The sequence below is a fragment of the Gammaproteobacteria bacterium genome (assembly GCA_030949385.1).
In the GTDB taxonomy this organism is placed as follows: Bacteria; Pseudomonadota; Gammaproteobacteria; order JAUZRS01; family JAUZRS01; genus JAUZRS01.
The window spans coordinates 159,589-184,470 of sequence record JAUZSP010000001.1; the positions used below are offsets into that span (position 1 = coordinate 159,589).

General features: G+C 48.3%; 25 protein-coding genes and 2 pseudogenes. 18 read left to right on the forward strand and 9 right to left on the reverse strand.

All coding sequences use genetic code 11. The annotated features are described in order from the left end of the window. Window positions 1-11 precede the first annotated feature (11 nt). The 4 genes from nrdR (at window position 12) to Q9O24_00705 (ending at window position 5,104) form a co-directional block, all read left to right on the forward strand. Window positions 12-473 carry a transcriptional regulator NrdR gene (nrdR, locus tag Q9O24_00690; GenBank protein MDQ7073695.1) on the forward strand — a complete coding sequence of 154 codons (462 nt, stop codon included), beginning with the start codon at window positions 12-14 and terminating at the stop codon, window positions 471-473. Beyond that, the gene (gene ribD, locus Q9O24_00695; protein MDQ7073696.1) at window positions 470-1,582 is read left to right on the forward strand and encodes a bifunctional diaminohydroxyphosphoribosylaminopyrimidine deaminase/5-amino-6-(5-phosphoribosylamino)uracil reductase RibD; all 1,113 of its coding nucleotides are present in this window, start codon (window positions 470-472) and stop codon (window positions 1,580-1,582) included. The genes nrdR and ribD overlap by 4 nt, the downstream gene beginning before the upstream one ends. 286 nt (window positions 1,583-1,868) lie before the next feature. After that, window positions 1,869-3,380, forward strand: a complete 1,512-nt coding sequence (locus Q9O24_00700; GenBank protein ID MDQ7073697.1) for a NarK family nitrate/nitrite MFS transporter — start codon at window positions 1,869-1,871, stop codon at window positions 3,378-3,380. Between the two features lie 11 nt (window positions 3,381-3,391). Then, window positions 3,392-5,104 (forward strand): bifunctional protein-serine/threonine kinase/phosphatase, encoded by a 1,713-nt coding sequence (locus Q9O24_00705; GenBank protein MDQ7073698.1) that lies wholly within the window; start codon window positions 3,392-3,394, stop codon window positions 5,102-5,104. On the opposite strand, the gene Q9O24_00710 is transcribed toward Q9O24_00705, so the two are convergent. Next, entirely contained in the window at window positions 5,093-7,606 is a 2,514-nt protein-coding gene (locus Q9O24_00710) for a tetratricopeptide repeat protein (protein ID MDQ7073699.1), read from the reverse strand. The two genes, Q9O24_00705 and Q9O24_00710, sit on opposite strands and share 12 nt — an antisense overlap. A gap of 299 nt (window positions 7,607-7,905) precedes the next feature. Here Q9O24_00710 and Q9O24_00715 point away from each other — a divergent pair, with 299 nt between their 5' ends. From Q9O24_00715 to Q9O24_00745, 7 genes and pseudogenes are all read left to right on the forward strand, one after another. Next, window positions 7,906-8,562 carry a riboflavin synthase gene (locus Q9O24_00715; protein ID MDQ7073700.1) on the forward strand — a complete coding sequence of 219 codons (657 nt, stop codon included), beginning with the start codon at window positions 7,906-7,908 and terminating at the stop codon, window positions 8,560-8,562. Window positions 8,563-8,645: 83 nt separating this feature from the next. Then, window positions 8,646-9,752, forward strand: coding sequence for a bifunctional 3,4-dihydroxy-2-butanone-4-phosphate synthase/GTP cyclohydrolase II (ribBA, locus tag Q9O24_00720; GenBank protein MDQ7073701.1), 1,107 nt, complete (start codon window positions 8,646-8,648; stop codon window positions 9,750-9,752). A gap of 21 nt (window positions 9,753-9,773) precedes the next feature. Next, window positions 9,774-10,244, forward strand: coding sequence for a 6,7-dimethyl-8-ribityllumazine synthase (ribE, locus tag Q9O24_00725; protein MDQ7073702.1), 471 nt, complete (start codon window positions 9,774-9,776; stop codon window positions 10,242-10,244). A 6-nt stretch (window positions 10,245-10,250) separates the two neighbouring features. Beyond that, complete coding sequence (gene nusB / locus Q9O24_00730) at window positions 10,251-10,691, forward strand: transcription antitermination factor NusB (GenBank protein ID MDQ7073703.1); 441 nt, start codon at window positions 10,251-10,253, stop codon at window positions 10,689-10,691. A gap of 14 nt (window positions 10,692-10,705) precedes the next feature. Continuing rightward, window positions 10,706-11,666, forward strand: a pseudogene (gene thiL, locus Q9O24_00735) (thiamine-phosphate kinase). Beyond that, window positions 11,659-12,147 (forward strand): phosphatidylglycerophosphatase A, encoded by a 489-nt coding sequence (locus Q9O24_00740; GenBank protein ID MDQ7073704.1) that lies wholly within the window; start codon window positions 11,659-11,661, stop codon window positions 12,145-12,147. The pseudogene thiL and the gene Q9O24_00740 overlap by 8 nt, the downstream one beginning before the upstream one ends. A gap of 109 nt (window positions 12,148-12,256) precedes the next feature. Next, complete coding sequence (locus tag Q9O24_00745) at window positions 12,257-12,487, forward strand: hypothetical protein (GenBank protein MDQ7073705.1); 231 nt, start codon at window positions 12,257-12,259, stop codon at window positions 12,485-12,487. Window positions 12,488-12,791: 304 nt separating this feature from the next. On the opposite strand, the gene Q9O24_00750 is transcribed toward Q9O24_00745, so the two are convergent. Continuing rightward, a complete protein-coding gene (locus tag Q9O24_00750; protein ID MDQ7073706.1) occupies window positions 12,792-13,979 on the reverse strand; it encodes a tyrosine-type recombinase/integrase in 1,188 nt (395 codons plus the stop codon). 147 nt (window positions 13,980-14,126) lie between these two features. Here Q9O24_00750 and Q9O24_00755 point away from each other — a divergent pair, with 147 nt between their 5' ends. Then, window positions 14,127-15,092: a DNA-binding protein gene (locus tag Q9O24_00755; protein ID MDQ7073707.1), complete on the forward strand. Its 966-nt coding sequence runs from the start codon at window positions 14,127-14,129 to the stop codon at window positions 15,090-15,092. A 4-nt stretch (window positions 15,093-15,096) separates the two neighbouring features. After that, a complete protein-coding gene (locus tag Q9O24_00760) occupies window positions 15,097-15,729 on the forward strand; it encodes a retropepsin-like aspartic protease (GenBank protein MDQ7073708.1) in 633 nt (210 codons plus the stop codon). A 7-nt stretch (window positions 15,730-15,736) separates the two neighbouring features. Here Q9O24_00760 and Q9O24_00765 read toward each other — a convergent pair whose 3' ends face one another. From Q9O24_00765 to Q9O24_00795, 7 genes and pseudogenes are all read right to left on the reverse strand, one after another. Beyond that, entirely contained in the window at window positions 15,737-16,174 is a 438-nt protein-coding gene (locus tag Q9O24_00765) for a hypothetical protein (GenBank protein ID MDQ7073709.1), read from the reverse strand. Further along, window positions 16,171-16,458, reverse strand: a complete 288-nt coding sequence (locus Q9O24_00770; GenBank protein ID MDQ7073710.1) for a nucleotidyltransferase domain-containing protein — start codon at window positions 16,456-16,458, stop codon at window positions 16,171-16,173. Before Q9O24_00770 ends, Q9O24_00765 begins: the two co-directional genes overlap by 4 nt. Before the next feature lie 49 nt (window positions 16,459-16,507). Continuing rightward, on the reverse strand, window positions 16,508-17,083 hold the full coding sequence (locus Q9O24_00775; GenBank protein ID MDQ7073711.1) for a Maf family nucleotide pyrophosphatase: 576 nt from the start codon (window positions 17,081-17,083) through the stop codon (window positions 16,508-16,510). Window positions 17,084-17,109: 26 nt separating this feature from the next. Beyond that, a pseudogene (locus Q9O24_00780) lies at window positions 17,110-17,467 on the reverse strand (pilus assembly protein). Further along, entirely contained in the window at window positions 17,464-17,712 is a 249-nt protein-coding gene (locus Q9O24_00785; protein MDQ7073712.1) for a CopG family transcriptional regulator, read from the reverse strand. The pseudogene Q9O24_00780 and the gene Q9O24_00785 overlap by 4 nt, the downstream one beginning before the upstream one ends. A gap of 64 nt (window positions 17,713-17,776) precedes the next feature. Continuing rightward, window positions 17,777-19,597 carry a sodium-extruding oxaloacetate decarboxylase subunit alpha gene (gene oadA / locus Q9O24_00790; protein MDQ7073713.1) on the reverse strand — a complete coding sequence of 607 codons (1,821 nt, stop codon included), beginning with the start codon at window positions 19,595-19,597 and terminating at the stop codon, window positions 17,777-17,779. 4 nt (window positions 19,598-19,601) lie between these two features. Beyond that, window positions 19,602-21,044, reverse strand: a complete 1,443-nt coding sequence (locus tag Q9O24_00795) for an acetyl-CoA carboxylase biotin carboxylase subunit (protein MDQ7073714.1) — start codon at window positions 21,042-21,044, stop codon at window positions 19,602-19,604. A gap of 257 nt (window positions 21,045-21,301) precedes the next feature. On the opposite strand from Q9O24_00795, the gene Q9O24_00800 reads away from it, so the two are divergent. The 5 genes from Q9O24_00800 to Q9O24_00820 all read left to right on the forward strand — a co-directional run bounded on the left by Q9O24_00800 (window position 21,302) and on the right by Q9O24_00820 (window position 24,863). Next, window positions 21,302-21,769: a YceD family protein gene (locus Q9O24_00800; protein ID MDQ7073715.1), complete on the forward strand. Its 468-nt coding sequence runs from the start codon at window positions 21,302-21,304 to the stop codon at window positions 21,767-21,769. A 52-nt stretch (window positions 21,770-21,821) separates the two neighbouring features. Continuing rightward, window positions 21,822-22,013, forward strand: coding sequence for a 50S ribosomal protein L32 (gene rpmF / locus Q9O24_00805; GenBank protein ID MDQ7073716.1), 192 nt, complete (start codon window positions 21,822-21,824; stop codon window positions 22,011-22,013). Window positions 22,014-22,112: 99 nt separating this feature from the next. Then, window positions 22,113-23,141 (forward strand): phosphate acyltransferase PlsX, encoded by a 1,029-nt coding sequence (gene plsX / locus Q9O24_00810; protein MDQ7073717.1) that lies wholly within the window; start codon window positions 22,113-22,115, stop codon window positions 23,139-23,141. Further along, the gene (locus Q9O24_00815) at window positions 23,138-24,103 is read left to right on the forward strand and encodes a beta-ketoacyl-ACP synthase III (protein ID MDQ7073718.1); all 966 of its coding nucleotides are present in this window, start codon (window positions 23,138-23,140) and stop codon (window positions 24,101-24,103) included. Before plsX ends, Q9O24_00815 begins: the two co-directional genes overlap by 4 nt. A gap of 112 nt (window positions 24,104-24,215) precedes the next feature. Continuing rightward, a complete protein-coding gene (locus Q9O24_00820) occupies window positions 24,216-24,863 on the forward strand; it encodes a response regulator (GenBank protein MDQ7073719.1) in 648 nt (215 codons plus the stop codon). Window positions 24,864-24,882 lie beyond the last annotated feature (19 nt).

Sequence of the window (24,882 nt, forward strand, 5' to 3'; positions counted from 1 at the left end):
ATCCACACGGTATGCACTGTCCCTTCTGTTCTGCCACCCGCACCAAAGTCATCGATTCTCGTGACGCTCATGAAGGCTCACAAGTTCGACGGCGACGACAGTGTTTGGGCTGTGGGGAACGTTTCACTACCTACGAACAGGCCGACATTGCACTGCCACGCATCATTAAAAACAACAACGAACGCCAAAATTTCTCCGAAAAAAAATTGCAAGCGGGTCTAAGTCTGGCCTTGCAGAAACGCCCCGTTTCTACTGAGCAACTGGATAACGCCATTTTAAACATTCGTCATCGTCTTTTAACGTGTGGTCAACGTGAAGTAAATTCACGACTGTTAGGAGAGTGGGTGATGGAAGAGCTGCGTCAGCTTGATCATGTGGCCTACATTCGTTTTGCTTCCGTTTATAAAAGTTACGAAGATCTGCAAGCATTCCGTGAAGCATTGGATCGCCTCGACCGAGAACCCTCACCATGATTTTATTTGATCATCAGATGATGAATCGTGCCGTTCAACTGGCCAATCGAGGGCGTTACACAACGCACCCCAATCCTCGGGTTGGTTGTGTGATTGCCTACGGCGAGCAGATCGTCGGTGAAGGCTGGCACCAGCGAGCCGGAAAACCACACGCCGAAGTGTACGCTCTGCGCCAAGCCACTGAAAAAGCAAAAGGCGCTACCGCTTACGTCACATTAGAGCCGTGCTCTCATTTTGGTAAAACTCCGCCGTGTGCTGACGCACTGATCACAGCGGGTATTTCACGGCTGGTTGTTGCCATGCAAGATCCCAATCCCTTGGTGGCGGGCAAGGGATTGCAACGTCTGTCCGCAGCAGGCATCGAGGTCGAAGTAGGGCTGTTGCAGTCGGAAGCCGAGGCGTTGAACCCCGGCTTTATCAAACGGATGCAACAAAACAGACCCTTTGTGCGTCTCAAATTAGCCATGAGTCTCGATGGTCGCACCGCGATGGCCAGTGGTGAAAGTCAGTGGATCACCGGTTCTGATTCTCGTGCTGACGTGCATCGTTTGCGCGCACGCAGCGATGCCATTCTCACCGGCATCGGTACGGTGTTGGCCGATGACCCTTCCTTGAACGTGCGGCTCAGCCCGTCAGATTTAGAGGGTTTAGAAGGGATCAACGTACCGCAGCCTTTGAGAGTCGTTTTAGACTCTTACTTGTCTATTTCGCCACAGGCTAAAATGTTCGGCCTAGCGGGTAAAACGCTGCTGATTGGCCACACCAGCACGGCTGAAAAAAGAGCAACACTCATACAAGAGGGTGTCGATGTTGAAATAATAGGTCAGCAGCAGGGCAGGGTGAATCTCAACGAAGTCATGTCGTTATTGGCTCAACGGGAAATCAATGAACTGTTGATCGAAGCAGGACCAACCCTAGCCGGTGCAGCACTTCAAGCGGGCATCGTTGATGAGATCGTGCTGTATATGGCACCGCACGTTATGGGCAGTGAGGCTCGCGGACTGTTTAACCTTCCGGGTCTGGATAAAATGGCCGATCGCATTGATTTAAAAATCAGTGAAATTCGACAGGTGGGTGAAGATGTTCGTCTGACTTTCAGTCTCACCTGAATCCCGTAACGGCAGCGTTACAAAAATCAACGATTCTCTGTAAGAGTTCACCAATACAATCAGATCAAGGTCTAACGCCTCAATGGTTGTTGCACTATTTTGGTTCAATTCTTGTTTGTGACCATCCATTAAACATAAAAAATATCTTCACTGGAAACATGAAAAATACATAACATGTTGTAAATAAACAAAAAATTAAATTTTTATTGGTCTGTTTTTTTATTGGATCATTTTTTGCTTATTTTTAAAAGTCTATATTTTATCCCCCTTTATTTAGGAGTGCAGCATGGCGGCAACGGGCACAGGAGTTGATCAAAGTCGTATCAACTTATTTTCATTCAACGGTAAAATGAAAATTTTACACCTCTCTTGGTTTGCATTCTTTCTTAGTTTCATGGTTTGGTTTAACTTTGCTCCGTTGATGGCTTCCATTCGAGAGACCTTTGGCCTTTCAGATCAAGAGGTGAAACTGCTGCTTATTTTAAATGTGGCGCTGACCATTCCAGCACGCATTATTGTTGGCATGTTAGTGGATAAACATGGCCCAAAAATTACCTTTTCTGTCTTGTTGGCTCTTTCCAGTGTGGTCTGTTTTCTCTTCGCATCGGCGCAAAGTTATACTGAACTGGCAACGTACCGTTTTCTACTTGGTTTTGTTGGGGCTGGTTTTGTCATTGGTATTCGTTTGGTTTCTGAGTGGTTTCCAGCCAAACAGGTCGGCACTGCTGAAGGCATCTACGGTGGTTGGGGTAATTTTGGTTCCGCTGGCGCGGCGATTTTATTACCCACTTTGGCGCTGATGTTTGGGGGTGATGAGGGCTGGCGCTGGGCGGTGGCCACCACTGGGGTCTTGGCTTTACTCTTTTCTTTTGTTTTTTATTTTTCGGTAAGCAACAACCCAAAAGGAACGACTTACTTTCGACCTAAAAACTTAGGTGCAATGGAGGTGAGCAGCAAAGGTGACTTTTATTTTTATTGTTTTATGACAGCTCCCCTTTATTTGGCACTGGCAACCCTGAGTTGGAAAATCTCTCCTGCCAACTTGAATATTTTCAGTCACTCTTTGACCTACACCATCTACACAATGCTGCTGCTGCTTTATATTTATCAAGTTTTGCAGATTTATCGCATTAACAAAGCCCTTTTTGCTGTCAATGCACGCCCTCCAGCAGAAATTCATCGCTATAAATTTCGTCAAGTGGCGGCGTTAAACCTCTCTTATATGGTTACTTTTGGTTCTGAATTGGCTGTGATCTCTATGTTACCGCTCTTTTTCTTTGATGTTTTTAAGGAAAGTGCAGATTTAAGTATTGCTCAAGCGGCTTTAATTGCGTCTATTTTTGCGGCTTTAAATTTGGTTATGCGTCCAGCAGGCGGTTATCTTAGTGACAAATACGGGCGTAAAATAGTGTTAAGCATTACTTTAGGCGGGCTTTCATTCGGTTATTTTTTAATGGGTCAAATTGATCAAAGTTGGACTGTCTCAATGGCCGTCGGTGCAATGATCATTACCTCGTTATTTGTTAATGCAGGTAATGGAGCGGTGTTTGCCGTAGTGCCTTTGGTAAAGAGGCGTTTGACGGGACAAATTGCGGGTATGACCGGTGCCTTTGGTAATGTGGGTGGCGTGGCTTTTCTTACTGTATTGTCTTTTGTTTCTTCACAGCTCTTTTTCCTTACCATTTCAGCCGTGTCCTTTGTGGTTTTTTTGTTGGTCTTGTTTATATTGAAAGAGCCAAAAGGGTTTATGTATGAGCAAAATGACGATGGCAGCATTGAGAAAATTGAACTCCATTAAGGCGCTTATTTATGAGTAACCAACTGATTGTCGAAGTAGGGCAATGTACACAAGCAGGCCTTAAAGAGCAGAACGAAGATTGCTGTGGTATTCGTGTTCCTGATGACAATATGGAGCTGATTCATAAAGGCATTGTGGCTGTCACTGCTGATGGAGTGGGTTCCAGTGAAGCGGGCAAGGAAGCCAGTGAACACTGTGTACGTGGATTTATCAGCGATTATCTAAGTACCCCGATGTCTTGGGGAGTGAAAACTGCCGGTGAGCGCATCATTCGTTCACTCAATTCTTGGCTCTACAGCCAAGGCCAAAGCCGTTATGCCTCGGAGCTGAGTCTGGCTTCAACGTTTGCTGGGCTGATTTTAAAATCGACTACAGCACACCTGTTTCATGTCGGTGATTCGCGTATCTATCTCATTCGGCAAGGCACCATTAAACAGATGACCAAAGATCACCATTTGGTTATTGATCGCAATAAGGCGTTTCTTTCTCGTGCGATGGGGGGTGAGCATGAGGTGCAGTTTGACCATGCCAGCCTGCCCATTGAAATCAATGACCGATTTTTGCTCAGCAGCGATGGGGTTCATGAATTTTTGCCAGATGAGCAGCTGTTGGCCTTTGCTCTTGCTTATGAACCAGAGGTGGCGGCAGAAAAAATAGTTGAAGCGGCTCTCGATGCGGGCAGTAACGACAATTTAACCTGTCAAATTTTACGGGTCACTCAACTGCCCAATCAAGATGAGGATGAGTATTATCGCCAATTGACTTCACTGCCCTTTCCACCCGCATTAGGCATTGGCACCGTATTAGACGGTTATAAAATCATCAAAGAGCTGCACACCAGCAGCACCATCCAAGTCTATTTGGCCGAAGACAATGACAATGGGGAGAGGGTGGTAATCAAAACCCCGTCGGTCAATTTTGAGGATGATCCCGCGTATATTGACCGTTTTTTCCATGAGGTCTGGGTGGGGCGACGCATCAGTGACCCAAACGTTTTGAAAGTGCATCAACTGGAGCGTAAACGCAGCTGTCTTTATTACGTTACCGAATTTATTGAAGGGCAATCGTTGGCGCAGTGGATTTTAGACAACCCTGAGCCAGATTTAAATCAGATCCGTGACATAAACGCACAAATCGTTAAAGGTCTGCGCGCGTTCCAACGGCGTGAAATGGTGCATCAAGACATCAAACCTGAAAACATCATGATTGACAAACACGACCGCATCAAAATCATTGATTTTGGTTCTACTCAAGTGGCCGGATTGCAAGAGATCTACACACCACTGCAAAAGCAGGGCAGTCACCTGCAAGGCACGGCCAATTACATTGCCCCAGAACTGTTTGAGGGTTTTGAAGGCAGTTTCCGCAGTGATATGTATTCACTGGGGGTGACCCTCTACGAGATGCTCAGCGGTGGCAAGTTTCCCTACGGGAAATTGGAAAAAGCACAGGCGCATAAAAATTACGACTACCGTTCAGTGCGTCAGTACAACGCTAATGTACCCATCTGGATGGACGGTGCGATTCAAAAAGCGGTACACCCCGATCGCGCCCATCGTTACGACAGTTTTTCTGAATTTCAGCACGACCTTTCCACACCCAACCCCGCTTTTATGAAAACCAGCCTGCCCTTGATAGAACGTCATCCACTGGCCTTTTGGCGCAGCGTATCAGCGATTTTATTATTGACCAATTTTTTTCTGTTGGCGCTGTTATTCAGGTAGCAGTTGTGGCGGTAACCACGTCTGCACAAAATTTGTCGCCTCCTCCTTAGAAAGGTGATGGTTCATAAAAAAGAGAAAATCATCCAACGCCATCTGCCGGTTCTCTTTGTGCCTATTCACCAAACTTCTAAAATAGCTGAGCATGCTCTGACGAGTTTGCAGGCTCTCTTTACCTAAAGATGCAAACCAAATGGTCAGCGCTTGCTTCTGATACGAAGCAGCGCTGCTGTACAGTTCCATTTCATCGTGCAACAGGGCTAAATGATTTAAGGTTGCGGCCACCATCGGGCTTTCAGAGCCGGAAATTGATTTTTGTAGCGCCAACGTACGTTTGAATAAGCTCGCGGACTTGTCGTACTCTTTGGTTGATTGGCATAACAGAGCGTAATTGATCAGAGTGGAAGCAACGCTCATATTGCCACTTTTTCCAAATACTTCTTCTCGGATTACTAACGCATCTTCGCATAAGGGCAGGGCTTTTTTATAGTCGCCCATGAGCCGATACAAAACAGAGAGATTGTGCATGCTTCTGGCTAAAGTGCGACTGCTTTTACAAAACAACGCTTGCCGAATGGCCAGTGATCGTTTACCCAGTGGCAGGGCTTTTTTGTAGTCGCCCAACAACATGTAAAGCTCGGTTAATTTACTCAGAACCGATGCCACAGAGGGAGAATTAGCCCCAAAGACACGTTCGCGAATGCTCAAAGCACGTTGATAGAGGGGCAAGGCGTGTTCGTATTTGCCGCCCAATTTATACAACATGGCCAGTTTGACCAACGCAGCTGGCACAGAACGATCCTTTTCACCCAGCGTCTCTTCCAGATTAGCGAGCATCAACCGATAGGTTTCCAAATTCTTTTCCAAATCGTGCGGGAAGGTTTCTCCCGAGCCATTTTCATACAAAAATTCCAATTTTTCTCGCAACGCCAATACCGTCAATGAATCTTCTGGCAGACGCTTTTCATCAATATTAAGGATACGTTCGTACAGTGGCAACGCTTCATCGTATTCGAACATTGACTCCAACTGACGTGCCATCTTCTCCAAAATGTTGCGCACGGTGTTGTCATTTTTACCGTAATAACGTTCGCTGAACTTCAAGGCACGTTCGTATAAAACCAGTGCTTCATCGGGTTTATTAGACTCTAGGTAGAGTTCGGCCAGATCATTTAACAGCCGATCTTTTGCCAATCCATCATGGCTCAGAGCCGCTTCATAAACGGCACCGTATTGTTCATACAGTGCCACCGCTCTGTCCGATTCGGCCATAAACTCATACAGTGCCACCAGCTTTCTTAAAATAGGGTGCAGTTGGCTGCTGTCATTGTCTAAGGCTTTTTCCATCAAATCCAATGAGCGTTCATACAGGGGCAACGCTTCATCTAAATTGCCCAAAACCTCATACGCTTCGGCTAAACGGTATAGGAGTTCAGCTTGATGTTGCAGGGTGGTTGAACTCATTGAGGCTGAATAATGTTTCCCCGCCGTCTGTTGATAAACCCGTAGATACTGTTCACAACGGGGTTCATACAGCACCGTATGATCATCAAAAACTTGACCCTCACGGTATTTTTCAAAGACCTTATCTCTAAAATCAACGCAACGGCGATGTAAATTTAATTGTTTACTGGGTTCATGCTGAGCATACAACTCAGCTAAGGCCATTGCCTTCTGGTGCAACCTGGCCAAATCGGTCAATAGGTTTTCAACGGTGTGTTGCTCTCTATTGAATTGGTTTGCAGCAAAGGTGAAGGACTGTTCGTAAAAGGAGAGCATCTTGTCCAGTTCACCATTACGTTCATATAGCCGAGCTAAATCACACAGCAGTTCTCCAATGACCGGTGGAGGCTGGGTTTGATCGACCGCTTGATAACGATGCAACGCATCGCTGTATAACCTAATGGCCTCATCAATATTGTCCGCTTCGCCATAGAGTTTTGCCAAACAGAGCTCGGTTTCGGCCAGCGCCAATGGCTCTGTTTTCACACTCTGTTTTCTAAGCTTCAAAACCCGCTCAAACAGAGGCAATGCCTTAACCGGCTGCTCCATTAACTGATGCAACAGCGCCAAATCATTTAATCCTGCTTCCACTTCTGGGCTGTTGTGCTCAAATAACTGCTCTTGTAAAGCAAGCGCCTTCTCCAACAAGGGACGAGCTTTTGAGTGCTGTTTCAACACTTTTAGAGCTCTGGCGGTCTGATCTAAATACACCAACAAGAGGATTTTATTTTTTTCAGAGGGCACTCGGTTCAGTAGGCTGTCAATTAAATTGAGTGCTTGTTGAGCGTGCTGGGCACGTTCAAAATGAGCACCTTGTCTCTCTTTTAGCTCGCTTTGCAAGGCCGCTGAACTGGCAGCAAGGTGGATCGAAGCTTCAAATTCAAAGGTCAATTTGTCAATCTGTTGCAGCGTATTTCGGGCGCTCTCTTCATCCGTGCTCTGTGCTTTTGCGAGACGTGAGAGAGCTTGTTTTAACTCACCTTCAGCGATTAACCTTTCCACTGAGTCATGCATATTTTCAATTATTCTTCTAAACACCCGATAATTCCAATTCAGCGATGGCAATCTAACATTTTATTCCTGAGAAGGAGGGGGCTGCAAGCACAAACAGGCTGAAACGTGTGCTTACTCTGATTAACTGTGAGATCTGCCTCACAGTTTAGTATATTAAGTCTTTATATTCGTAACTATAAAAGACCAAATAGAGCAACGATAAACACTGGGTTCTCAGGCTCTGCACGTTTATGATGCGCCTCACGATTTTTTTATTAACTCAGTTCAATCGTTCAATTGGGGACACTATGTTTACAGGTATTATTGAAGCGGTCGGCAGCATTAAAGCATTGGAGTCCCGAGGGGGCGATGTGCGGCTGCACATTCAGAGTGGAAAACTGGATCTCAGCGATGTGGCTTTGGGAGACAGCATCGCCACCAATGGGGTGTGCCTAACGGTGGTTGCTCTGCCAGGTGACGGTTATGCCGCTGATGTTTCATTGGAAACCCTCTCTTTGACTACCTTAGGCAAGCTGCAAAACGGCAGCCCCGTTAATCTGGAAAAAGCCCTCACCCTCAGCACTCGTCTTGGTGGCCACATGGTCAGCGGTCATGTGGATGGTTTGGGCAACGTGGTGGAGCGGGTGGACTCGGCGCGCTCAGTGAAATTCATTATCGAAGCGCCGCAAGAGTTGGCCAAATACATTGTGCATAAAGGCTCAATCACTGTGGACGGCATCAGCCTGACGGTGAACGCCATCGACAATAACCGCTTTGAGCTCAACATCGTGCCACACACGGTGCAAGAGACGGTAATCGGCCAATACCAAGTTGGTACAGAGGTGAATTTAGAGGTGGATCTGATTGCCCGTTATCTGGAACGATTGCTCTGGGGTGCGGAGCAAGAAAAGAAATCAAACGGCATCACTGAGCGATTATTGACAGAAAATGGCTTTATGAAGTGATCTATTGCCCTAGGCTCTGTTAGAATCGCGCCTTCGCTGCACAGCACCCCCTTATTTTGAAATTTTAAAGATAAAGAACTGTTATGGAATTAAATACAACTGAAGAGATCATCGCTGACCTGCGTCAAGGAAAAATGGTCATCATCATGGACGATGAAGGGCGTGAAAACGAAGGCGATCTGATTATGGCCTCCTCTGCGGTTCAACCCGACGATGTGAACTTTATGGCGCGTTACGGTCGAGGTTTGATCTGCCTGACGCTGACCCATGAACGCTGCTACCAACTGCGTCTGCCTTTGATGGTGACCCACACCCAAGACGCTCACGGCACCAACTTCACCGTTTCCATTGAAGCAGCGCAGGGTGTTACCACCGGCATCTCCGCTGCGGATCGTGCCGTGACCGTGCAAGCGGCGGTGGCCGCAGATGCCAAACCGGAAGACATTGTGCAACCTGGGCATATTTTCCCCTTGATGGCGCAAGACGGTGGGGTACTCAACCGCGCTGGACACACCGAGGCGGGCTGTGATTTGGCGCGCTTGGCCGGTTTTGAACCCTCTTCCATGATCGTCGAAATCCTCAACGAAGACGGCACCATGGCACGTCGCCCCGATCTGGAGATCTTTGCTCAAGAGCACGATCTAAAAATCGGCAGTATCGAAGATCTGATCCGCTATCGAATTGAAAACGAAAAGAGCATCGAGCGCGTGGCCGAAACGCCAATGCTCACCAAACACGGTGATTTTCATCTGGTGGCCTATCAAGATCGGATCGAAAACGGTCTGCACATGGCGCTGGTTAAGGGCAAAATTGATCCTGAAACCGCCACACCGGTACGGGTGCATGTGGAAAATGTGCTTTGTGACTCTCTGGGTGCCAGTAACGCTTGCGGTTGGCCGTTGCAAGACGCGATGCAGCGCATTGCGGAAATGGAGTCGGGGGTGTTGGTGATTCTGCGCAAACCCGAAGAAGCCAGTGATCTTGTCCGCCAGTTGCAATATTACCAGATGCACAGCGGTAAACCGGAAGAGACGAAACACGACGAACCGGAAGATTTGCGTACCTTCGGCATCGGCGCGCAAATTCTCTCTGATCTGGGGGTACGCAAAATGTCACTGATGAGCGCCCCGAAAATCTTCCACGGTCTGGCCGGTTTTGGCTTGGAAGTGGTCGATTACATTACCGATTAATTTAGATTTAGGACACCTCCCATGAGCAACATCAACACCGTACACGGTGACTTAACCATCGAATCCGGCAAATTTGGCATTATTGTCGGTCGATTTAACGGCTTTATCGTTGAAAGCCTGCTCGCAGGCGCACTGGATCTGCTGGATCGTTCCGGTATTGCTGAGTCGCACATCACCATTGCACGTATGCCGGGTGCCTTTGAGATGCCTCTGATTGCCGACAAAATGGCCGCCAGTGGCAATTACGATGCAATCATCGCCTTGGGTGCAGTCATCCGTGGTTCCACGCCGCATTTTGATTTTGTCGCCAGCGAATCCGCCAAAGGGCTCTCCAGTGTGGCGCTGAAACACGGTTTGCCGGTGATCAACGGCATTCTCACCACCGACAGCATCGAGCAAGCCATTGAGCGTGCCGGTACCAAGGCGGGCAACAAAGGCTCTGAAGCCGCTCAAACCGCAGTGGAGATGATCAGCTTGTTACGCAAGCTGTAAACCATAATGGCACGAAAAAATTTACCTCATGCTCGACGCATGGCGCGGCGCAAAGCGTTGCAAGCCCTCTATCAATGGCAGATGAGCGGTGACAATCTGGCGGACATCCGCGAGCAATTTTCTCACTCTCAAGCGGACATGCACAAAGCCGACCCCGATTATTTTATCGAGCTGGTAGAAGAGGTGCCAAAAGCACTGAGCCTTTTGGATGCTCTGATTACACCTCACATTGACCGCACAATAGAGCAAGTCGATCCTGTTGAACGGGCTGTTTTGCGCCTTGGGGCGTACGAGTTGCGCTACCGTTTAGAAATTCCCCATCGGGTGGTAATCAACGAATGGGTCGAGCTGAGCAAACTGTTTGGTGCGGATCAGAGCCATAAGTTTATCAATGGGGTGCTGGATAAGGTCTCAAAACAGGCGCGAAAATCAGAGCGAAACGCTTAATCTGGACAGATCCCATGTCAAGTGAATTTTCTCTGATTGAGCACTATTTCAAACGACGGGCGGGGCGTACTGAACATGTGCCGCTGGGCATCGGTGACGATTGCGCCTTACTTAACGTTCCCGCTGGCCATCAACTGGCGGTCTCTATAGATACCCTCGCTGCGGGGGTGCATTTTCCTCACCACACCTCAGCGTTTGATGTTGGTCATAAATCCTTAGCCGTTGGTCTCAGCGACCTTGCTGCGATGGGGGCAGAGCCCGCTTGGGCAACCCTTTCACTCTCTCTTCCTGAGCTTGATCCTCATTGGCTAGAGGCCTTCAGTGAGGGGTTTTTTCAACTGGCGGAGCGCCACAAGCTGACCTTGGTGGGTGGTGACACCGTCAAAGCCCCTCTGAGCATCACGGTACAAGTGCATGGTTTTATTCCTGTTGGGGCGGCCTTAAGACGCGATGGTGCGCAACATAGGGGATCTGATCTGTGTTTCTGGGAGAGTAGGGGACGGTGCTCTGGGGTTAAAAATGGCCTTGGGTGAGTTAGTCGCTGTAAAAAATCCGCTGCAAAAACTCAACCGCCCCGAAGCTCAAGTGGCCTTGGGTCTGGCTTTGCGCGGCAAAGCTCACAGTTGCATTGACATCTCTGACGGTTTGGCTGCCGATTTAGGCCATGTTCTCACCGCCAGCAACGTAGGCGCTCTGTTGCAGCTTGATAAACTGCCCCTTTCTACCGAATTGCGTCAACAGCCTCCTGAAATTCAAGAAAAAATGGCGCTGTTTGGCGGTGATGATTATGAGTTGTGTTTTACTCTGTCGGCCAAGGCGTTGCATGAGTTACAAGCGAAAGCCGATTTGCCCAAAATCAGTGTCATTGGCCAAATTGAAGCTGAATTGGGTCTGCGTCTGCAACGTCCACAGGGCATTGAATCACTGTTATTTACAGGTTTTGACCATTTTGACCGAGAACAAAAAGATGAGTAAAACAGCAAAACGTCTGACATTGAAAGACCTCAAACACCCCATCAATTTTTTGGCTTTGGGCTTTGGCAGTGGCCTTGCGCCCAAAGCGCCAGGTACCTTTGGCACCTTGGCTGCCGTGCCACTCTATTTGATGATGACTTCGCTTTCTAACCTTCAGTATCTGTTGGTGACGGTCTTTGTCTGCCTGATTGGCATCTGGATCTGCGGGGTTTCTGCGGATATTTTAGGTGTACACGACCATTCGGGCATTGTTTGGGATGAGATCGCCGGTTTTCTGATCACCATGTTTATGGCTCCCAGCGGTTGGCAGTGGATTGTATTGGGGTTTATTTACTTTCGAATTTTCGATATTTTGAAACCGTGGCCGATCAGTTGGTTGGATCGACAGGTGGGCGGTGGCTTTGGCATTATGATTGACGATGTGATTGCCGGTCTGTTTGCGTGGTTCTGTCTCTGGATAACGGTAAAAATAGTGGCCTAAGACGAGACTTATGTTCATAGGCTGTTGAAATTCCCGCTTAGTGGAGGTGACACTCCACTCAATATATGGATAATGGAGAGCGAATTCAGCCACCCAGAGTGAGTTTTTGATGTCAGTAGTTAATGTTGTGATACCGAATGAACTGGATGTTCGTTTGCAAAAGCTAATGGAATCCAATCACTCCTCTCGCAGCAGCCTGTTACTGGATGCTCTGCAACGTTATGTGGAAGGCCAAGAATTGTTGGCGCGAGTGGAACAGCCCACTCAAAAACACGTTGAGACTGAAGAGTCTTATTATGCTCCACAGCAAAAATTGAACAACTGGTTGGCCAGTTTTTAGTTTTTAATTGATCCAGTCGTTCATTTCCACTTCTCTAAAAACCATCTCACAGCGTAAATAAGGGCTGAAAATTTTCAGCCCCTACACCTCGATAGACACCTTGGTAGGGCGTCAATAAGCGCAGCGCATTGCGCCACACGCAAACCATCAAGTACTGCTGAACTTGCCCCCCGCTGAAATACACCGACCCGAGTGGCTTTTTCCTCAGTGGCTTGTGGAAGGCAGTTAAGTGGCGAACTGTGGGGGGATGATTTCCCATTAAGGAAAAAATATAGTAAAAATACTTGGAAATAATACAACCAAATCACTTCTTCGATTTTATTTTTTCCATCGCATGACTCTGCATTGCCTCATGCCAAGCCGCATCTTCGCTGTGCAAGTAAATAGCGGTGGTCTCCAGTTTTGCATGACGAGCGTTTTTATTCAGATACCGCAGTTCAATGCCCGCATCGGCTTGATGGGTGATGGAGGTGTGGCGCAGCCAGTGGGTTGAGGCCAACCGCAATTTTTCCGCTTTGTGTGGAAATTCCGCTTGAATCTGTTCTGCGGTATCCAACATCACTTTTTTCACAATTCGATAGACCATATTCGCACCGATGCCTTTTTTACCTCCCAAACTGAGGGCGATGGGCGTGGCGTCGCTGGGGGCGGGTAGGGGTGATTTTTGCAAATAAGTTCGATAGTTGGCCAAGGCGCTTAACATCTCATCGTTAACCGGAATTTGCGCGGTTTTATTGCCTTTTCCGGTGACACGCCACCACCAGTTGCCCCGCGACTCAATAAAGCTGCCCATGTTGTGGTTAGAGACCTCACTGACCCGAGGGCCGAGCAGGTAGAGCAGGGTGAAGAGAAATTTCACTCGTTGATAATGCGCCTCTTGACGTTTTGAATCACGGGGCAGGAAGTCAATCTGCTCCAACACCTTCTGCCAACTCTCTTGATCAAGAAACCGTTCGACGCTGTTTTTCGGCGTGGTTGGGTTGAACTGGGTGCGCCGTCGCATCAAGGCGAGCGGATTGGCGGTCAAGTAACCGGCGTGAACCAGATAGGTTAAGAGTGAATTGATGATCACCAAGGCTTGGCGAATGCTGACAGCATGTAAAGCACCTTGGAACGGTCGCCAATCGGGACTGAAACGCGGTTTACGCGCACCAACCCAAAGCTTAATTGGCTGAGGATCGGCCAAGAAATTTTGATAAGCCAAAAAATCTTCCCGAATCAAACTGGAGAGCGGCTTGCCACGTTCACGCAAGCCCCACAGCAACAAACGTTCAACTTCTCTACGGTAGTTTCTCAAGGTGTGCGGTGAGCCTTGATACTCCATCAACCAAGTCTGAATCGCTTGCAGATCGGTGCTGGCCTCGATCAAGGCCGCTCCTGGGCTGCGATTACTGCCTTCTGAACCATCCAAGGCTTTTGGCAGCTGTAAACTTTCCAGCGGTTGCAGTTGTAATAAATTACGCGCTGAATCTGCTTTCTGCTCATTTTGCATCAAAATCGCCCTCTTTTTGGCTTTTTTCAGTATTCATGATTATAGGCGTAATCATGAATTATTGCCAGATGTGATTATATTTATTACATATTATGTATGTAATATTTGTTACGATAACCGTGCATTCAAAATCACTGAGAGCCAAAAATGGATTCAAACTCAATCGACACCCGCACGCTGGTCAAACAGACCGCCGACCAACTGCTGGCCGAAGGCATCAAACCCACCGTAGCCAATGTTCGTGAACGCACTCAACGTGGCAGCGCCGGTACCATCAACGAAGCCTTAAAAAGTTGGTGGCAAGAGTTGTCCGAAAAAATCCGCCAACCGTCATCAGATATTCCAGAGGCGATCCAGATTGCCACCCAGAAGATTTGGCAATCCGCCACCCAGTTAGCCGAAGAACAGTTAGAAGAGTTTCGCCAACAAGCGCAGCAACAGATTGACCACGCCACTGAAAAAAAGCAGCAGGCTCAAGAGGATCAAGAACAACTGCAAAAAGATCAGCAGCAATTATTAGAGACCAATGCCGCGTTGCAACAAGCCAATCAAGCTCTGAAAAAACAACTGGAGTCAGAAGAAGCTCAACATCAACTGGCGATGAAAAACTGGGCACAAAGCAGAGAAAAAAACACAGAACTGAAAAACAACCTGCAACACGCAAGGGAAGAATCAGCAGAGAAACAGAAAGAGCTGCAACAAAAATATCAAAAGGAGATTGAACAAAGGGAGACAGAGCAGAACGCCCTACTGGAAAAAAACCATCAATTGGTACTTAAATCGGCGCTGCTTGAAGAAAAAACACAGCAAAACCAACAGCAGATCAGTGAAATGCAGCAGCGTTTTGAGCTGCAACTGAGCCAACAAAACAACCTACTGCAACACAGCCAAAAACTACAAGAGTCTCTCAGTCTCAGTGAAGCACGGTTGGATTCTGAACGACAACAGAGGCAAGATTTGCATACTCAACAGCAAAAATCACAATCGACCTATGACGCACTGTCTTTGCAGTTTGAGCAACAATCGACACAGTTAAACGCCAAAACAGCCGAGAACCGATTTCTCCAAAATCTGCTGGATCATGTTTCCTCACCTAAAAGTGGCGTAAGCTAAGTCGATGAAAAACGCCCTCTCCCTACTCGTCCTGCTGCTTTTTAGTCCATACACCGTGGCCGACAACCTGCGTTTGGTCGGCCTGTTTGGCAACAAAGCCGCTGTAATCCTCAACGGTAAACAGAAAATCATCAGCACCAACCATACAGAGCAAGGCTTGCGGCTGCTCAGCACCACTCAAGATTCAGCGGAAATCGAGGTGAATGGAGAGCGACGACAGTTTCAACTGGGCAGCAACAGCATTGTGGCGAGCTACCAAAAACCACGACGCATGACGGTGAGAATCGAGCAAAATGCACAAGGAATGTATCAGGCATCGGGTAAAGTCAATGGCCAGGTCACAGAGTTTTTAGTTGATACAGGGGCTTCTGTGGTGGCAATGAATGAGTACGATGCCGAACGTTTTGGTCTGCCAAAAACCGGCCCCGAGGTCAGGGCGCAAACCGCTAGCGGTGAAACTCGCGGTCATCTGGTTAATCTAAAACAGATCTCCATTGGCCAAATTCAGCTCAACAACATCAAAGCCGTGGTACTGCCAGGCGCTCACCCAAACCGCCCTCTGCTTGGCATGTCGTTTTTACAGCATCTGAAAGTTAATCAGCAGCAGCGGCGTTTGTTGCTGGAATCGATGTTTTAAGACTTTATTAGCGGAAGGATTTTAGTTGAGCATAAATTGTTTTCAATATTTCATAACCCTTAAAGGCCAACTGAATGTTTGCAATACGTTCGGCCAGATCAAAAGGGTACTCATGAGCTAAAACATTTCGAATTTCTCGCAGTTCATCCCACGTTGAAACATCCTCAACGATACCCCGCTTTTCCAGAATATTGAGCACATCAATCATGGGCATATTGAGAGTATCAATCTCTTTTAATTCATACAGTAATTTTCTAAACAGCTTTGCGCCAAGGGCGTCTTGCAACTTGGCAAAGTTGAAGAGGAAGCTATTAACGATCCGAGTATTACGATAATCATTAAAAAATTCTGGGGTCATTTTCATCTGTTTGAGATCGTTATAATCCAGTTCTGCACCAACAAAAAGAGCATCACAACGCTCAAAAATGCTTTCCAGTTCATTCACAACAGAACACCCTCTCTGCGGGCATTGACCTCAATAAGGCGATTTTGGTCATAATTCAACACAACATCAATCTTTTGTTGGCCAATCTCTCGTTTCAACATGACTAAAAATTTCACCTTCTTTTCCACCAAATTTTCATGCTCATCGGCCACAATGTAGAGGTCAATATCCCCTCCTCTCTTACTGTCATCGGTACGACTGCCAAAGAGAAAAATCTTGCCACGACCAAAGACGTTATTGAAGTTGGATTTAATCGCTTCAATTTGTTTTTGAGTTAGTCTCACTCTCTACCCTCGCCGTTATGTGAAGCAAGAACCGTTGAACAGTGGCACATCATGGCAACAAACACCCCTCAGCCATCAACATGCTGGTTAACTCAATCAGCGGTAGCCCCATCAACGCCGTAGGATCATCGCCACTCAATTTTTCAAACAAGGTAATTCCCAACGCTTCTGACTTAAAACTGCCTGCACAGTTATACGGTTTCTCTTTTAGCAGATAAGATTCGATCTGCTGATCACTCAAGCTGCGAAACCTCACCTCAAAAGGAACCCACACCCTCTGCGCTTGATCCGTTTCACTGTTTAACAGGCACAACCCAGTATGAAACAGCACCGATTTTCCAGAAACGTGCTGTAACTGCTGCACCGCTTTTTCGTGCGTGCCTGGCTTGCCAAGAATCAGATCATCCACCGTCGCCACCTGATCTGAGCCGATAATCAACGCCTTGGGAAACTTATCTGCAATGCTGCGGGCTTTTTTCTCCGCCAGACGCAGCACCATTTTATCTGCCGGTTCATTGTCAAAACGACTCTCATCAGAATCGGGAGCAGCCGTTTCGAAAGCTTGGCCTAAACGAGAGAGCAGTTCGTGACGAAAGGGTGAAGTGGATGCTAAAACGAGTTTCATGGAAAACCTTTGTAAACGTCGGCGGTTTATTTAATCAGGGTTGTAAAGGGATGCTTGTTATTACGTCGATAAACATCAAAATCTCGATCAATGGTCGCAATGTGATCAATATTCAGTTTTTCTGCCAAAAATACCAAGCAGGCATCAGAAAAATCCATCGGGAGATCGGAATATTTAATGGTTAATGCTCTAATTCTACCAAAATCATTTGGTGTTATCGCCTCTATTGAAATCAAGCAGGTGCAATGTTTCGGTAACCGAGGCAAGTGTCGTGATAAGTTCGCAGTGGTTATCCCGAATAAAGTCTACAGAAGAACGATGGTACTTATCACTGCGATCAAACAGAGCAATCAGAGGCCCTGAATCAATCAAAATTTTTCTCATCGTTGTTTTTGTTTTTCTTGAAGTTTTTCTTGAAGCAATGCTTTTCTATCTCTCGATAGACTTTCATATTGGCTGCCATATTGACCAAAAATGGGAGCACCTAGCTCCCAAGCAGAAGGTTTATCCAACTTCTCAATAAATTCAGCGATGCTTTTTCGGATCAACTCCGACTTACTCAACCCCAATTTCTGAGCAGCCTCAACAACACTGCTTTCAAGTTTGGCATCCAACCTCAAAGTAATCATCTGCTTATCTCACATAAAATGTCTTACGCAGTGTAAGACATTTTATACGACAAAACATCCCATCTCAGTCAGTTTCAATCTCCAACAACACCTCATCAGGATTTACGCCCTCCCCTTTCTGCACATAAATTCCTTTCACCACCCCAGCGATGGGAGCCGCAATCTCACTCTCCATTTTCATCGCCTCGGTAATCAACACCGGCTGACCTTCGCTGACCTGATCACCCTCTTTCACCAACACCTCAATCACCGTACCTGGCATGGAGGTGGTCACGTGACCCGGTTCCGTAGCACGTTGCCTCCCACTGCTGCTGGTAGGGCTGCTGCTGATCGCCCCGCCGCCCATCATCATCTCCGCGTGAGTTTCGACCAAGACTTCCTCTGGCACCCCATCCAGAGTCAAATAAACCGGACGATGGCCATCGGATTCATGGCCGCTTCCGGTCACTTTAACGTCGTAATTTTCGCCGTGCAGAGTCAAGGTGAATTCCACCGGCGCAGTGCCTGCCGGTTCTCCGTTGGGAATCGGCTCCAGTGGTTCGGGGGTCAAGGTGCCAGAGGTTCGCTCGGCCAAAAAGCTCGCCCCTAGATCAGGAAACATTGCCACAATCATGGCATCTTCTTCACACTGAGCGTTTTCACCGGCACTGCGTTCTAACTTATCCCACTCTGGTGGCAACAGATCGGCGGGACGCACCTCGATAATCTCCTCGTTGCCAATGGCCAACTGGCGAATTTTACCGCTAACCGTGCCAGGCGCTTTTCCGTAACGCCCTTGAAAATAAAGTTTGACCTCATTGGTGATGTTGTTATAACGCTCGCCCGTAAGGACATTAAAAACCGCTTGGCTGCCCACAATTTGTGAGGTGGGTGTCACCAACGGCGGATAACCTAAGTCGGCGCGCACCTTGGGGATCTCGGCCAAAACCTCGTTCATACGTTCGCTGGCGTTCTGCTCTTTGAGTTGATTGGCCAGATTGGAGATCATTCCACCTGGCACCTGATTGACATGCACACGGGTATCAATGCCGGTAAACTCACTTTCAAACTGGTGGTACTTTTTGCGGATCTCTTTAAAGTAAAAACCGATCTCTTGCAGCAGCGGCAGATCCAAACCCGTGGTGTACTCGCTGTCCGCCAACGCCACCACCATGCTTTCCGTGGGCGGATGACTGGCACCGTTGGCCATCGAGGAGATGGCGGTGTCGATGTGATAACAACCGTTTTCAATCGCCTTCAACTGCGCCATGTCCGCCAGCCCTGAAGTAGCGTGGCTGTGCAGATGAATCGGCACGCTGACCGCAAGGGTTAACTGCTGCATCAAATTCGCCGCTGCGCTGGGGGTTAACAACCCCGCCATGTCTTTGACCACTACACTGTCGCAGCCGCGATTTTCCAGCGCCTTGGCCATCGTTACAAACTGCTCCGTGGTGTGAACGGGACTGAGGGTGTAGCAGATCGTACCTTGCGCGTGTTTCCCGGCTTTTTTAACCGCATCAATGGCAGTGTGAAGGTTACGCACATCGTTCATGGCATCAAAAATTCGGAACACATCCATGCCGTTGTTGGCCGCCAACTGGACAAATTTTTGCACCACATCATCAGAATAGTGGCGATAACCGAGCAGATTTTGCCCGCGCAGCAACATCTGGGTACGGCTGTTGGGCAACGCTTCGCGCAGTTGCCGAAGTCGTTGCCACGGGTCTTCTTTCAAAAAACGCAAACAGGCATCGTAGGTCGCCCCGCCCCAACACTCCAATGACCAATACCCCACCTGATCCAACTTTTGGCAGATGGGCAGCATGTCAGCCAAACGCATCCGTGTGGCCAACAGGCTCTGATGAGCATCACGCAAAACCGTTTCAGTGATTTTTACAGCAGGCATTATTTCAATCCTCTTGTTTGGCATGTGCGGTACAGCAACGGTGCGCAAAAATAGCGGCGGCAATTACCACCGCCTCGCTGCGCGGATCTTGTTTTACCGAGTAGTCGATTAACTCGGGGTGCATCTCCACAAAACGGGTATCAAACGTTGCCGCTTGAAATTCTTTACACTCTAAAATTTCCAACTGATAAGGAAGGGTGGTTTTCACCCCATAAACACCGATGTCGTTCAACGCCCGTTTGGCGCGGCGCAACAGACGTGGCCAATCCGGTGCCCAAACGATCAATTTGGCGCACATCGAATCGTAATGAGGCGGAATGTAATAGCCAGAATAGATTGCCGCATCGGTTCTTACCCCAGGCCCTCCAGCGGCAAAATAGCGGGTGATGCGGCCAAAACTGGGCAGAAAATCGTTTTTTGGGTCTTCAGCGTTGATGCGAAACTCCATCGCCATGCCGTTCACCGCCAGATCCTCTTGCTGCACACTCAAGGGTTTGCCAGAGGCGACGTTGATCTGTTCCTGAACCAGATCAATGCCGGTGATGCTTTCGGTGACGGGGTGCTCCACTTGGAGGCGCGTGTTCATCTCCATGAAGTAGAACTGATTGTTTTCATCGAGCAGAAATTCCACCGTACCGGCGTTTTCATAGCCCACCGCCTTGCACGCCCGCACCGCCATTTCACCCAACCACTCTCGCTGTTCTGCATTAATCTGCGGTGAAGGGGCGATTTCGATCAGCTTTTGATGCCGACGTTGAATGGAGCAATCCCGTTCAAACAGATGAATGGCGTTGCCAAACGAGTCACCCATCACCTGCACTTCGATGTGACGTGAATTAACGATGGCTTTTTCCATAAAGATGTCGCCTTGACCAAAGGCTTTAGTGGCTTCCGATTTGACCCGAGGCAGATTAAAACGCAGCTCGTCGTCATTATCGCAACGGCGAATCCCTCGCCCCCCGCCGCCGTTGGTGGCTTTGAGCATTACCGGATAACCCATTTCAGCGGCCAAACTCAAAGCCACTTCGATGTTGGCCAAATTGCTCTCACTGCCGGGAATCACCGGTACCCCAGCGGCCATCATCGCACTACGAGCGGCGATTTTGTCCCCCATACGCGCGATCACTTCCGAACGGGGGCCAATAAACGTAACCCCACGTTTTTCACAACGACGCGCCAACTCGGGGTTTTCCGATAGAAAACCATATCCAGGGTGCAGAGCATCACAGCCTGTGGCCAAGGCTAAATCAACCAAACGATGCACATTCAGATAACCGGCTACGGATTCAGGACCGATGTTATACGCCTCATCGGCCTTTTTAACGTGCAGACCATGCCGATCAGCATCGGTGTAAACCGCCACCGAGACAATCTCCATCTCAGCACAGGCACGGGCAATACGTACCGCAATCTCGCCACGATTGGCGATCAATATTTTTTTGATCAAGGTTCAAGCTCCTTTCGCAAAACTGAGCGGTAAAGCAGTAAAAAGGAATCTCTAGAGTTTTCTATATCATGGTCAGAGCGGGAATCCCAGTGAAAATTCCCCTACGCTCGCAAATAAGCAATAAATTAGCCCGAAACAAGGCTTTGACACTTAGGCCGCTTCTCCTTTATGATTGCGCGCTTATGTTCGCACCGCTTCCCATACAGATCAGACCCTTTGATTTAGCAAAAAAAAACGTCTCCTTTTCAGGGGGTATTTTGCTGTCTCATTTTAAACGTCTTACCGGTTATCTCCTTGATAATTCAGGGGAAGTAACTGTTGAAGTGACCTTTGGCAACGAGGTGTCTGGTGTACGTTACGCCAAAGGCGAACTAAAAGCAGAGTTTTCATTAACCTGCCAACGCTGCCTAAAGCCGATGCGATTGCGCGTTGAAAACGAATTTTGTTTAGCACTCATTGAAAACGAGAATGAAGCGGATCAACTACCAGAGCACTTTGATCCCATTATCCTTGATCCGCTGGTGGTCATTCACGCTACGGATCTGTTTGAGGATGAGTTGATTCTCTGTTTGCCTTTGGTGGCTAAACACACTGGGTCAGAATTTTGTTCTGAAGCAGAAGAGACAGACTCTGAGAGCGAAATCTCAGAGAATGACGGTGTTGCGAAACGAAAAAATCCGTTTGCAGTGCTGGAAAATTTTAACAAAGCGAAACAGAAACATTAACTTATTGTTTCATGTTGCTTCTATTTATTGATAGTGTTTCGGAGATTGAATCATGGCAGTACAAAAAAGTCGCAAAACCCCTTCTCGTCGTGGCATGCGTCGTTCACACGATGCTCTGAGCAGCGCCACCCTTTCGGTTGATCAGACTTCAGGCGAAACTCACCTGCGTCATCACATCACCGCTGATGGTTTTTACAAAGGCCGTAAAGTCATTGATACCAAAGCTGTACAAGAAAGCGAATAAACAAAATCTGGCTGGCAACAGCCCTTGTTTGTTTAGCTTAAGCGACTCTTTCGAGTCGCTTAACTTTTTATCCCCCCGCTAAATTGAGGCGCTTGCTTTATGACGAGGTCGCTTACCATCTCACTGGATGCCATGGGAGGCGATCACGGTCTAAAAGTGATCGTACCTGCTGCACTGGACATCTTACATCGGCACCCCAAACTGCATCTGGTTTTGGTTGGAGATGAACACGACATTCAACGTCAACTTGAAAAACACGATTACAGCTCTGATTCACGCCTCATCATTCAGCACGCCTCACAAGTGGTGGCGATGGATGAATCCCCCTCTAAAGCACTGCGTAAAAAACGCGACTCCTCCATGCGCGTGGCGATTAATTTGGTCAAAAGCGGTGAAGCAGATGCCTGTGTCAGTGCAGGCAATACCGGTGCGCTGATGGCCACAGCGCGTTACGTGCTCAAAACCTTGCCAGGCATTGATCGCCCCGCCATCATCTCCACTCTGCCTGCCGTTGGCGGCCATACCCACATGCTCGATCTGGGTGCCAACATCGACAGCAGCGCCGAACACCTGTATCAATTTGCCGTTATGGGATCGGTTCTAAGTCACTCTTTGGACAACATTGCCAAACCGAAAGTCGGTTTGTTAAACATTGGCGAAGAGGAGATCAAAGGCAATGAACAGGTCAAACAAGCGGCTAAATTACTCGCCAACAGCAATCTAAACTACATCGGTTTTGTGGAAGGCAACGACATCTTTAATGGCCGTGTAGATGTGGTGGTCTGTGATGGTTTTGTTGGCAACGTCTCGCTGAAAACCTGCGAAGGAGTAGCCAAAATGATTGCCAACGCCATGAAAGAGGAGTTCAATCGTTCATGGTTTACACGACTTTTGGGGCTGTTTTCACTGCCGGTGCTTAAATCACTAAAAAAGCGCATTGACCCTCGACGTTACAACGGTGCCAGTCTGCTTGGTTTGCAGGGAATTGTGATCAAAAGTCACGGTGGAGCCGATGCCTTGGCCTTTGCCAATGCGGTTGAAATTGCCATTGAAGAGGTGGCCAACGCCATCCCCAGTCGCATTCATTCTCATCTTAAAACAGAGCTCCTAGAAGGAGAAACGGTGTGACATATTCACGCATTAGTGGTACTGGTAGCTACCTGCCCGAAACCATTTTAAGCAACGCCGACATCGCCAAAATGGTCGATACCAGTGACGAATGGATTCAAGAACGCACAGGAATTAAAGAACGCCACATCGCGGCCAAAGAAGAGACCACCTGTGATTTGGCCGAACACGCCTGTCGCCGTGCTATGGAAGCCGCCGGTAAAAGCAAAGGCGACATTGATCTAATTATCGTCGCCACCACCACTCCCGATCAAGTCTTTCCCAGCACCGCCTGCCTGCTGCAAAGCCGTCTGGACATTCACGGCTGTGCGGCGTTTGATGTGCAAGCGGTTTGTACCGGCTTCATCTACGCGCTCAGTGTGGCCGATCAATTCATTCAATCCGGCAGTGCCACCTGTGCGCTGGTTATCGGCGCAGAGACCTTTTCTCGGATCGTCGATTGGAGTGATCGCAACACCTGTATTTTGTTCGGTGACGGTGCTGGGGCGGTGGTGCTGGAAGCCAGCGAAGAACCAGGTGTGCTCTCCACTCACCTGCATGCCGATGGCGATTACGCCAGCCTGTTGCAACTGCCTCAAGGGGTCTCTCGTTATCAAGAGCTTCTAGACGCTACTGCCTACGTGGAGATGAAAGGCAATGAGGTGTTTAAAATCGCCGTCAACACCTTAGGCCACATCGCTGAAGAGACACTGGCAGCCAATAATTTGGAAAAAAGCGACATTGATTGGCTGGTGCCACACCAAGCCAACATCCGCATTATCAAAGCGACGGCGCGTAAATTAAAAATGTCGATGGACAAAGTGGTGGTGACTGTTGGCGAGCATGGCAATACTTCCGCGGCTTCCGTGCCGTTGGCCTTAGACACAGCGGTACGTGACGGTCGCATTAAACGAGGAGAAACGCTCTTACTGGAAGCCTTTGGCGGTGGATTTACTTGGGGATCCGCCTTGGTTAAATATTAAAAACCACCTTAATATCCTTTATTTGTCTCTTAAGGCTGCTTTTTTCAGTTTTTTTCATGGAATTATGCGGTAAACTTCTGAGACACTCTAACCAAGGCGGATCGTTATCAACGTGATAACCCTACTGATCATCGATGACCATGAGCTGATTCGAGAAGGCATCCGCCGCCTACTCGAAGACCAAGCGCACATCTCCGTGCTGGCACAAGCGGCCAGCGGCGAAGAAGCCATTCGACTGGCAGCGGAACTGAAACCTGAAATAATCTTAATGGATATTTCCATGCCTGGCATAGGTGGCTTAGAAGCCACCCATCGCCTCTTACAGATGAATCCCAAGCAGAAAATCATTATTGTCACCGCCCACACCGCCGATCCGTTTCCAAAAGTACTGCTGCGTGCGGGAGCGGTGGGTTACATCAGTAAAAACAGCGGCCTTAGTGAGATGCAAACGGCCATCGAGGCCATTCACCAAGGCAAATCTTATATTTCACCGGACATCGCGCAAAAACTGGCCATTGCCGCACTCAACCCCTCCAGCGAAACCCCCTTTGATCGCCTCAGTCAACGTGAATTGCAAATTATCATGCTCATTTCACAAGGGCTGCGTACTCAAGACATTGCCAAACGTCTTTGTCTTAGCCCAAAAACCATCAGCACCTACCGATCCAGGTTGATGGATAAATTATCCGTACCCAGCGTAGTCGAACTGATGAAGCTGGCCGAACAACACGGCCTCAATGAACAACCCAGCGTTTCATAATCGGCGCTGCGCCTCTGCC